The organism is Epilithonimonas pallida (genome assembly GCF_900182975.1).
GTDB classification, from domain to species: Bacteria; Bacteroidota; Bacteroidia; order Flavobacteriales; family Weeksellaceae; genus Epilithonimonas; species Epilithonimonas pallida.
Genome location: NZ_FXUO01000003.1, coordinates 179,506 through 190,932 on the forward strand (window position 1 = coordinate 179,506; position 11,427 = coordinate 190,932).

Sequence of the window (11,427 nt, forward strand, 5' to 3'; positions counted from 1 at the left end):
ATGAAGAAAATATATTTTTTGATATTCTTGATTTATTTGATAGTCAGTATTTATTTCTTAAGAAAACAGATCTCATTAGAATATGAGTGGATGGTTATTATGAAAGACTTTTCCAATTACGGCTGGGAATATCGTTTATATGGAAAATATACGGCATACATGCCTCCTTTTTACTCTTATTTTCTACTAATTTCGAGCAAAATTTTCGGAAGCAATTGGTTGGAAATTGTATGTTTTATACAAGGATTAGTAATCTTTTTTTCGTTATTCTCGCTTTTCAAAACTCTGTTTAAAGAGAAAATTACATCTATAATTGTAATTGCAGGGTTTTGCTCAATATTATTCTTTCCTCCGCTTTTAATAGGGATTTATAAAGTTAGCTCATTTGCATTTTCTCTCAGTTCAATGCTTTTGTTCTTTTCAGTAATTTATAGAATATCAGTATCAAAATCAATCAGCAATAAACAATGGCTTTCTATTGTTCTTATCTGTACAATAAGCTTGTATCTGAGATATGAATTTATATTTATTATTATTCTATCAGTTATTGCTTTTTACATTTCGAAAAGAATATCTTTAAAAAATGCGATATCATTTTTATTAGTCGCATCCTTGATCTATTTACCTTGGTGTATCAGAAACTATTATAAAATAGGAACATTTGCATACTCAACATCATTTAATTTTAATTTTGCTAAAGGTTATAGTGAAAAATATGATCCTTATATTACTTTTAATAATCCATATTCTTCAAAATTAAAACTGACTCTATCAAATACGACACTGTCAAAAATGTTCACAAATGAAAAAGATATGAATGAATATTTGCACAATCTGAATATGGAGTTTGTAGAAAATAACCCTAAACTTTTTGTAAAACAGACAGTTATTAAATTTTTAATTAATTTAACGCAATATTTTCCTGGCTACGAAGGACTCAATCGCAATAAGGTCTATTTATTTTATAGCTTGTATAGTATTTTTATTCAGATTTTATTAATAATATCATTAAAAAAACTTTATCTGCAAAATAAAAGAAGTTTTCTCGTTTATATTACGGGTGGTTTATATCTATTTTCTCTTTTCTTTTATGTTATTGCACCTTTGCCAAGATATATGTTGCTTTATTATCCAATATTTATAGCGGTAATTTTAAAAGCTAATTATGGTAAATTGCAAATAGGAAAATATTTACAAAATACCTGAAATAAAAAAGCGCATTATATAATGCGCTTTTTCTTTTAAACCTCGTCGTCAGAATCTATCGTAAAAGATTTGGATTTGAAGTCTTTATCATGTCTTTCAGAGATTACATCTTCGCCTTTTTGCTGGATAATAAAATCTGTCGATTCATTAAATAATTCCTGGAAACTTTTGAAATCTTCTTTGTAAAGATAGATCTTGTGTTTTTCAAAAGTAGCCTCGCCATTTTCCCCGAAGTTTTTCTTACTTTCTGTAATGGTCAAATAATAATCACCCGCCTTTGTCTCCCGCACATCAAAGAAATAAGTTCTTCTTCCTGCTTTCAACACTTTAGTGAAAATCTCATTCTCATGTCGTTCCTTAAATTCACTCATTGTTAAATATTTTTTAGAAATCTGTATTAACAAATATAACAGAATTCTCGGAATTTCAAAATATTTTGTTAAAAAAATCTGTTAAATCCTCTTTTTTCTTAAAATATTGATAAAAAATGAGTTGAATTTATTTGTCGATTAATTCAAAAATAGAATTTCATCTGCTCTTTTTGCGCTTGATTCTCTGTGAGTTATTATGATGGAAGTTGTATTTTTGATATCCTTATCAATGTTTTGTAAAATATTCTCTTCCGTTTCGGTATCCAAGGCGGAAAGGCAGTCATCAAAGATCAGAATATTTGGCTGTTTTATCATTGCTCTGGCAATACAAATCCTCTGTTTTTGCCCGCCAGAAAGCATTACACCGCGTTCACCAACCATCGTTTGATATTGCTCTTTGAATTCTTCAATATTTTTGTGAACATCTGCCTTTTTCGCCATTTCTACTACCAAATTATGATTTGGATTGTCAATGGCGAATCCAATATTGTTCTCTATCGTGTCAGAAAAAAGATAACTTTCTTGTGGCGTATAACCGATTTGGTCTCGGTAAAGTTTCAGATTATGAGTTTTTAGGTTCTTACCGTCGATAAGAATTTCACCTTCATCCGGATCAATTAACCGGCAAAGCAATTGTGCGATTGTTGATTTTCCGCTTCCGGTTTTACCCATTATTGCAAGCGATTTTCCGGCATTAATTTTAAAACTGAGATTTTCTATAGCCTTGATCCCCGTATTTGGATAAGTGTAGCTTACATTTCGGAATTCGATGTCGCCTGTTATCGGATAAACTTCATTATTTGTGTTAATAATTTCAGATTTCAAATCCAGAAACTCATTCACACGCTGCATACTGGCTTCCGCTCTTTGATTGACAGACGTTACCCAACCCAACATAGAGAAAGGAAAAATCAACATATTAATATACATAAAGAAGTCGGCAATGGTTCCTACACTCATTTCTCCGGCAATATATTTTTGCCCGCCAATGTAAAGAATCGCAACATTCAGAAGCCCGATGACGAAAATGATAATCGTAAAAAAGTAAGCTTCAGTTCTAGCCAGATCAAGCGCTTTGTCCTGATAATCTTTTACTTTGATTCCGTAATTTTTCTCAATATATCTTTCTTTACTGAAAAACTTTACAACCCGGATTCCGGAAAAACTGTCTTGTACAAATGTCGAAATTGCAGACTGGCTTTTCTGCATGACTTTCGATTTTTTGTTGATGATGTCGCTCACTTTATAAATCCCGTAAGAAAGGATCGGAAGCGGGATCAAAGTCCAAAGTGTCATCTGCAGATCGGTCATAAACATGTAAACGCTGGTAATGATTAATAAGATAATCAAATTCACAACATACATCACGCCAGGACCAAGATACATTCTGATAGCTACAACATCTTCACTCAAGCGATTCAACAAATCTCCAATGGTTGTCTTTTTATAATCTGTGACCGACAATTCCTGATAATGGCGATAGATTTTATTTTTCAGTTCGTACTCAATCCTTCTGGATGCTACAATAATAGTTTGCCTCATCATAAAGGTAAAGAAGCCCGAAAGTAACGAACACCCAATTAATATTCCTGAGTTGATAAAAATTACTCTGAAATAAGTCCAGTTATTCTTAACATTATCAATGATGTTAAGGTCAGATGATAAGTTAAGTGTTGAGTAATTTTTCTCAATGATATTAATGGTCTGACCGATATACTGGATTTTGTAGATCGCGAAAAAATTACTCAGGACAATGAATAAAAATCCCCAAAAAAGTAAGACGCGATGTTTCCAGAAATATGGATTCAGTGTTTTTAAAGCTTTCATTTTTTTTACACTCCGATTTTCCAAAATCCTTGCAAAATTAATGATTTAAAATTTCAGATAACACTTTACAACCAGATTTGAGATTTCTTAACAAATGATAAGTTATTTTGAAAATAATGAGGCACAAAACTTGACATTAATCTGTAATTTTGTAACCGAAAAATCTAAATAAATGACCCCTAAACCAAAGTATGATGTTGCATTGATCGGAGGTGGTATAATGAGTGCAACTCTGGCAACAATGCTTCACGAATTTGACCCGAATCTGGAAATTGTAATTTTTGAGCGATTAGGCGAAGTGGCAAAAGAAAGTTCATCTGCATGGAACAATGCAGGAACAGGACATTCCGCTTTTTGTGAACTGAATTACACGCCGGAAAAAGAAGGTAAAATTGACATCAAAAAAGCGGAATATATTGCTGAACAGTTCGAAGTTTCTAAGCAATTCTGGTCTTACCTGATTAATAAAGGTATTATTGATAAGCCGAAAGAATTCATTAATTCCTGCTCACATATGAGCTTTGTTTTTGGTGAAAAAGATGTGGAATATCTTAAAAAAAGACACGAAGCATTACAAAAGTCGCCTCTGTTCCAAGGGATGGAATATTCTGATGATCATCAAAAACTGAACGAATGGGTTCCGCTAATGATGCATAAAAGAATGCCATCGGACAAACTGGCTGCAACTAAAATGGATCTGGGAACCGATGTCGATTTCGGAAAATTAACGTCGAAATTAATTGATCATCTCAACAAAACTGAATCTGTAGAAGTTTTCACTTACCACGAGGTTAAAGATATTGATGCCGATGGAAAAGGTGGCTGGGAACTGCAGGTCAATGACAGGAAAAATCTTCATAAACAAACTGTAAACGCTGACTTTGTTTTCATAGGAGCCGGCGGTTATGCTTTACCACTTTTGGAGAGTTCAGGCATCGAGGAAAGCAAAGGTTATGGCGGTTTTCCTGTAAGCGGGCAATGGCTGGTTACAACCAACCCGGAATTGGTGGAAAAACACCACGCTAAAGTTTATACACAGGCAACGGTTGGTGCGCCGCCAATGTCAGTTCCGCATCTTGATCTTCGAATTATTGACGGAAAAAAAGCATTGTTGTTCGGGCCTTTTGCAGGATTTTCAACTAAGTTTCTAAAAGAAGGAAGTTATCTGGATCTGCCGGAAAGTGTTAACTTCAAAAATATCCGTTCTTTGTTCGGAGCTTGGTGGCACAATATGCCTTTAACGAGATATTTGATTCAGCAAGTAACGATGAACAAATCTCAGAGAATGTCACATCTGAGGGATTTTGTGAAAGATGCAAAAGAAGAAGACTGGGAACTGAAACATGCAGGACAAAGAGTCCAGATTATCAAAAGAGACCGTTTCGAAGGTGGAAGACTAGAGTTCGGGACAGAAGTTGTTGTGAACAAAGAAGGAAATATCGCATCATTATTAGGGGCTTCTCCCGGAGCAAGTACATCTGCATTTGCAATGATAATGGTTTTGGAGAAATGTTTTGAAAAGAAACTGACAACAGACTGGTATGATAAACTTCTGGAAATGATACCAAGTTATGGTAAAAAATTAGCTGAGCATCCGGAATTGATTCATCACATCAGAGATTATTCTAAAGAAAAACTGGAATTGGACTATTAATACAGAACTCAACCAATGAGTGAAACAAAAGTAAAACCGAATATCTCCGAAGACCTTCTTCTGAAACTGAAAACGGAAATCCTGGAAGAAAAGCAAGTCATATTGCATTGCTGTTACAAATCAGATATGTTTTTGGAGGAGAAAATCAGAATTTGGTCTTCAACTTATTTGGTTGACAGGCATTCTGAACATATTTCTAAGCTGATTCATTTTGAGAATATCAGCTTGTTCCCGGATTGGACAGATGTCCCTTATGGAAAAGAATATTGGTTTACATTGATTTTCTCAGGATTACCAAAAGATTGTCTGGTTTTTGATTTTATCGAATTGATTCCTCAGAATGGGGGATTTTTTCAGGAAGGTATTGTAAGAAACTCTTCCGATGTTTATAAAATCAAATTGGATATATAACAAGAAAGGTTCAGAATCTCTGAACCTTTTTATTTTTTAAGAAAGCTTTTGCATCTCTTGTCTTATCTTTTCCTGAAGTCCTTCCGAAGCCGCAACTAATGGAAGTCTCAAGTAATTTTTAATCAAACCTTTTTCCGCAAGGATAGTTTTGACGCCGCAAGGATTACCTTCAGCAAAGATCAATCTTGTGATTTCTACCAAAGAATTGTGAATTTTATAAGCTTCATCCACTTCTCTGTTGCGAGCCAATTTTACCATTGTAGAAAATTCTTTGGGATAGGCCTGGCCGATTACCGAAATGACACCGTCACCGCCCGCCAAAGTCACTGGCAAAGTATATTCGTCATCGCCAGACATTAGTGAAAAATTCTCTGGCTTTTGTCTCAGGATATCGAAATACTGCAAAATATTTGGTGCTGCTTCTTTAATCATAAAAAGATTCGGGAAATCGTTAGCTAAACGCAAAGTTGTAGAAGCTTCAACATTTTGACCGGTTCTTCCGGGAACATTATAAATGATGATTTTTTCGCCAGTTTCCGCCAAAGCTTTGTAATGCTGGTAAAGCCCTTCCTGATTTGGTTTGTTGTAATAAGGAGAAACCGATAAAACAGCATCAAAATCTGACAAATCCGTTTCCTTGATTTGCTGTACAACTTCAGCCGTATTATTTCCGCCAATTCCTAAAACTAATGGTAATCTGTTATTATTGATCTTGGTGATGTGAGCAATGACTCTGTCCTTTTCTTCCTTAGAAAGTGTTGCAGCCTCAGCTGTAGTTCCCAAAACAACCAGGAAGCTGGTTCCGTTGTCTATATTATAATCGATTAATCTCGTAAGAGAATCAAAATCTACGGATAGATCTTCATTGAAAGGTGTTACCAAAGCTACACCTACGCCTTTTAGCTGACCCATTTTTATTTGAAAATTAAATTTCTCAAAGTTAATTTATTTTGATAAACAGACAATAGAACTCACTCACAATATTTATTTAAAACATTGATGTTGCTGTTAAATTGTCAATATTAATATTTTTATTTGGGCAGCTATTTCCGTCCTCCGTTCCCGCTATCCGCCTGTGGCGGATGAGCTCCACTCAGGCCGGGCTGCGTGCAATTCATTTCATAAAAACAACATCTCAAAATGTTATAATTAAGAATCCAATTTGAAGAATCAATAACAGGATTAATTTAGTTTTAAAACCCGAAAATCATTAGATTTGTATCCATATTATTTTTAAATGAAATCGGAGATTCACGATTCAGTAATTAAGATAAAAATTAAATGAATAAAAATAAATTATTAGGATTTGGTATCATCAGTTTGTTGTTGATTGGTTGTAAAGCACCGCTCAATATAGCAAACATCCATACCGAAAAGAATATTTACATCACCAGCGATCTCACGGAGGATAAAGAAATGGCTGCTATCATAGAACCTTACAAACACGAATTGGAAGGTAAAATGAATACCAAAATTTCTCATACCAATACGGAACTTAATAAATCAGGAGACAACAGCAACCTGGGAAACCTTCTGGCGGATTATACTTTCGAAGGTGCTGACGAATGGGCGAAAAAGAATAACATTCCTGCAATAGATGCGGCAGTGATCAATATCGGAGGAATCCGAAATATAATTCCGAAAGGAGATATTACTCTGAAAAATATTTACGAAGTGATGCCTTTCAATAACGAAATTGTAATTGTAAAAATGTCCGGAAAGGTTATTGATGGTATGTTTCAATATTATTTAAAAACGCAGCAAAATAACCCAGTTTCTCATATGATAATAGAAACAGACGGAGGTGATATGATCTCGAAAAAGCTTATCAACGGCAAAACAATTGATGAGAACAAAACGTATTATATTGCAACATCGGATTATCTGGCTTTGGGAGGAGATAATATGTTTTTCTTCAGCAAAGGCGAAATGATTCCTACCGGAATCAAAATGCGTGATCTGTTTCTGGAAAAGTTTAAGCAAAATCCGGAAATTTCTGCGCCTGATGACGTCAGATTGATTTTCAAAAATAAAAAAGTGCAGGAATAATGAAAAGAAAAGAGTTTCTAAAATATATTGGAGGCGGAAGTCTTGCTTTGACATTAGCGCCTAATCTTTTGTTAGCAGAACAATTTGATCTACTGAAAAAAGAATCTGCATACAAGTTGACTATTTTACATACCAATGATCAGCACAGCAGGATTGAACCTTTTGCTGATTCGTTTAAAAGTAATCCCAACCAGGGCGGTTTTGCAAGAAGAGCTTCATTAATCAAGAAAATCAGAAGCGAAGAAAGAAATGTTCTTCTTCTGGATTCCGGCGATATTTTCCAGGGAACACCTTACTTCAATTTCTTTGGCGGCGAATTGGAATTTAAACTGATGAGTATGATGCAGTATGATGCGTCAACAATGGGAAATCACGATTTTGATAACGGTTTGGAAGGTTTTCTGAAAGTCCTTCCGAATGCAAAATTCCCTTTCATTTGCTCTAATTATGATTTCAAAAATACAATCCTTGACGGAAAAACCGAGCAATATAAAATCTTCAACAAAGACGGAATCAGAATAGGAATTTTTGGAGTCGGAATCGAGCTGAATGGCTTGGTTGGAAAGAAGAACTATGCAGAAACGGTTTATCACGATCCAATTGAAGTGGCTCAGCATTATGCCGATTTTTTAAGAAACGAGAAAAAATGTGATTTGGTAATTTGCTTGTCCCACATTGGTTTTGATTACCAGGACCAGCCTGAGAAAATGTCGGATAAACATTTGGCAGCAAAAACTTCCGGAATAGATTTGATTTTAGGAGGCCATACACATACTTTTTTGAAAGAACCATTAAGCTTTCAGAATAAGGACGGTAAAAATGTCATTGTCAATCAGGTAGGATGGGCAGGGATTTTATTAGGAAGATTAGATTTTTATTTTGATAAAAACAAAAACGTAAAAAATATTTCGTGGAATAATCAGTTAATAGATGAAAGCATAATAGTTTAAGATGAAAAAAATTTTATTACTTATATCAATTTTTATAACTCTGATTTCTCAGGCGCAGGCAACCAAATGGAGTGATTTGTTTTCGTACAATAACGTTTTGGTAATACGTGAAGATGGAGATCGTATAATTGCGGCTACCGAGAATGGCATCTTTTACTATTATCCAGGAACAGGAGAAATTAAAAAGCTATCAAAAGCCAATGGTTTGCATGAAGTTAAAATTTCCGCCTTTGATTATAATGCAGAAACTCAAACGGGCATTGTGGGTTATCAAAGTGGTTCACTTGATGTAATTACTCCTAACGGTATTTTTATGGTAGTTGACATTCCTTTGGCAACAGGTTATAATGGTAGTAAAAATATAAATCATATATCCATTAATGGTGATAAAGCAATTATTTCATCAGGTTATGGCTTATCAATTTTTAATGTTTCGAGAAGAGAGTTTGGGGATACTGCATTTTTTGCTGTAGGGGGAGTTTATCAGGCTGTAAATGCAGCAGTCTTAAAGGATAACGTTGTATATGCAGCGACCGACGCAGGACTAAAGTATCATGAGGTTAATTCCACATTTCCCGTATATTCCAGTTGGGCAAACTTTCAGTCGGGAGCTTTTAAAAAAGTAGATGCAAATGCTGTTATTGCTTTTGCAAGTAATAATCAGGTCAAATATGGTACAGGGACAACTTTTTCAACAATTCCCAGAACGTTCACCAATATTCAGGATGTGAAAGTTACAAATAATCAGATCATCGTATCCGATGAATCACAGGTTTATGTTTATGGTACAAATGGAATTCAGCAGAAGAATTTTAATGCGGGAGAATTGATCAATACTGCTTTGGTATATAATACTGCTTTATTTACAGGAACCAAGGTTTCCGGGATGTATAATGAACAAAAAAGTAGTTTTAAACCAGATGGACCCTATAATAATAGATCTTATAAATTATCCCTTCTCAATAATCAGATATGGGTATCTTCCGGAAATAGAGATGCAGACCCTATTGCTACACCTTCAAAACCTAATGAACAAAAAATTGGTTATTATCATTACGATGGCACAAAATGGAACTACCCACAGTTTTTTGTAAGCAACTCTACTATTCTTTTTAATATTCTGGATGTAGTTCCGGATCCTTCTGATCCTACTACTGTTTATTTTACAAACTTTTTTGCTAACGGACCTGCTCCAGCCGAAAAAGGTGTATACAAAATGCAAAATAATGAGTTTGTAAAAAGATATAACTTTAATAATGGTAGTGCTTATTATTACAGACCTGTGGGGCTTACTTTTGATGAGCAAAATAACCTTTTCTGTAGTGTACAATGTACCATCCCGGCATTAAGCGGTAACTGTAGTGTTTCCAGTTTTTATCTGTTTAATAAAGCCGCAGATGCTTTTGGGGCGGATCCTTTTACTACTTTTAATATCGGGGGTGTACAAAAACCGCTTACGAAAGACGGTATTATATATATTCCTGCACCTTTCTTTTCGGATGGCGGACTCTTGATGTATGACTACAATAATACTGCAGCATCAACATCGGATGACAAATTCAAAGTTTTAAAAACCACTAATAATTTACCTATCAATGGAACATCATCTGTATCTGTGGATAATAATGATGATGTATGGATAGGGAATGGAGAAGGGCTTAGAATTCTATCTAGCCCCAAATCTGCTATCTTGGAAGAAAATCCGCAGACCGATCCTATTGTTATTGAAGAAAATGGATTAGCCGAAGAACTTTTCAGGGATGCGAAAATTTTACAGATTGTAGTAGATTCCGGAAATCAAAAATGGATTTCTGTTGATGGTGGTGGTGTTTTTTATATCACACCCAATGGTGATAGAACAATTTATCATTTTACTAAGTCTAATTCATCATTACCCAACAACAGTGTAACAGATATCAAAATTGATGAAAAAACAGGCAAAGTTTATTTTGCGACTACAGATGGTATTGTGGTTTATCAAGGTGATGTTTCTGAAGTTACATCCAATTTTGGTAATGTATTGGTTTATCCAAATCCGGTAGTGTATGCTCAATACAAAGGTAATGTTAGAATCCGTGGATTAGCACAAAAAACAAATATCAGAATTACTGATGCTGCTGGTAATCTTGTACATTCCGCAGTCGCGAATGGTGGTTATTTTGAGTGGAATCTTAATAATCAACGTGGTGTGAGAGTGGCTTCGGGGATCTATTATGTCTTGATGACAAACGAAGACGGAACAGATAAGGCTACCGCAAAAATTGCCGTTGTGAACTAATCAATGACACAGGAAGTTTTTTTATTGTCATATACAAAATATGGAGATCACGATGCTGTTCTCCATTGTTTTTGTAAGGAAAATGGATTCGAAAGTTTCTTTGCAAAAGGAATTTATGCCCCAAAGAACAAAAAGAAAGCTTTTCTGTTTCCTTTGAACCAGCTATTTCTTCAGACATCAGACAGAAAGAAGAATATCCGGAATATATTGAAGATAGAGCAAAAGAATGCTAATCTCTTCAGTTCTGATATCAGAAAAAATTCCATTTTGTTTTTTGTATCGGATCTGCTGAATCAGGTTCTCAGAAATGAAAGTCAAAATCAGAATATTTTTTATGAAATAACTAATTTTCTATATGAATTGCAAACAGAAAATTTCCAGTCACATTTGGTTTTTATTTTCCAGTTACTGAAGCATCAGGGTTTACAACCATTATTCAACCAACATGTTTTTTTGAACCCTGAGTCCGGAAACTTCGAAGAAACTGAATCACATCATTTTTTTAATAAGGATATTTCGGCCATTTGGAAAGAATTGTTGGTGTCAGAAAATCCTTATGACATTAAATTTAGCAGGATTGTAAAACAAAATTTTCTGGACTCTATATTAGTATATTACCATTATCATTTAGCAGATTTCAGAGAGCCGAAATCCCTAGAAATTATTAAAGAAATTTTTTAA

General features: G+C 34.4%; 10 protein-coding genes. 7 read left to right on the forward strand and 3 right to left on the reverse strand.

The window, feature by feature from the left end:
• A complete protein-coding gene (locus QOL71_RS06925) occupies window positions 1-1,206 on the forward strand; it encodes a hypothetical protein (RefSeq protein ID WP_283416212.1) in 1,206 nt (401 codons plus the stop codon).
• Between the two features lie 35 nt (window positions 1,207-1,241).
• Here QOL71_RS06925 and QOL71_RS06930 read toward each other — a convergent pair whose 3' ends face one another.
• Together QOL71_RS06930 and QOL71_RS06935 are read right to left on the reverse strand one after the other, a co-directional pair.
• Window positions 1,242-1,577, reverse strand: coding sequence for a DUF3276 family protein (locus tag QOL71_RS06930; RefSeq protein ID WP_027383662.1), 336 nt, complete (start codon window positions 1,575-1,577; stop codon window positions 1,242-1,244).
• Window positions 1,578-1,715: 138 nt separating this feature from the next.
• Window positions 1,716-3,404, reverse strand: a complete 1,689-nt coding sequence (locus tag QOL71_RS06935; RefSeq protein ID WP_283416213.1) for an ABC transporter ATP-binding protein — start codon at window positions 3,402-3,404, stop codon at window positions 1,716-1,718.
• Between the two features lie 172 nt (window positions 3,405-3,576).
• On the opposite strand from QOL71_RS06935, the gene mqo reads away from it, so the two are divergent.
• Together mqo and QOL71_RS06945 are read left to right on the forward strand one after the other, a co-directional pair.
• A complete protein-coding gene (gene mqo / locus QOL71_RS06940; protein WP_283416214.1) occupies window positions 3,577-5,058 on the forward strand; it encodes a malate dehydrogenase (quinone) in 1,482 nt (493 codons plus the stop codon).
• Between the two features lie 15 nt (window positions 5,059-5,073).
• Complete coding sequence (locus QOL71_RS06945; RefSeq protein ID WP_283416215.1) at window positions 5,074-5,469, forward strand: hypothetical protein; 396 nt, start codon at window positions 5,074-5,076, stop codon at window positions 5,467-5,469.
• Between the two features lie 36 nt (window positions 5,470-5,505).
• Here QOL71_RS06945 and dapA read toward each other — a convergent pair whose 3' ends face one another.
• A complete protein-coding gene (dapA, locus tag QOL71_RS06950) occupies window positions 5,506-6,381 on the reverse strand; it encodes a 4-hydroxy-tetrahydrodipicolinate synthase (RefSeq protein WP_283416216.1) in 876 nt (291 codons plus the stop codon).
• 369 nt (window positions 6,382-6,750) lie between these two features.
• Between dapA and QOL71_RS06955 the strand changes: the two genes are divergently transcribed.
• The 4 genes from QOL71_RS06955 to recO are packed head-to-tail and all read left to right on the forward strand — an operon-like array spanning window position 6,751 to window position 11,427.
• Window positions 6,751-7,518 (forward strand): 5'-nucleotidase C-terminal domain-containing protein, encoded by a 768-nt coding sequence (locus tag QOL71_RS06955; protein ID WP_283416217.1) that lies wholly within the window; start codon window positions 6,751-6,753, stop codon window positions 7,516-7,518.
• The gene (locus tag QOL71_RS06960) at window positions 7,518-8,468 is read left to right on the forward strand and encodes a bifunctional metallophosphatase/5'-nucleotidase (RefSeq protein ID WP_283416218.1); all 951 of its coding nucleotides are present in this window, start codon (window positions 7,518-7,520) and stop codon (window positions 8,466-8,468) included. The genes QOL71_RS06955 and QOL71_RS06960 overlap by 1 nt, the downstream gene beginning before the upstream one ends.
• A 1-nt stretch (window position 8,469) precedes the next feature.
• Window positions 8,470-10,746: a type IX secretion system anionic LPS delivery protein PorZ gene (gene porZ / locus QOL71_RS06965; RefSeq protein ID WP_283416219.1), complete on the forward strand. Its 2,277-nt coding sequence runs from the start codon at window positions 8,470-8,472 to the stop codon at window positions 10,744-10,746.
• Window positions 10,747-10,749: 3 nt separating this feature from the next.
• A complete protein-coding gene (gene recO, locus QOL71_RS06970) occupies window positions 10,750-11,427 on the forward strand; it encodes a DNA repair protein RecO (protein ID WP_283416220.1) in 678 nt (225 codons plus the stop codon).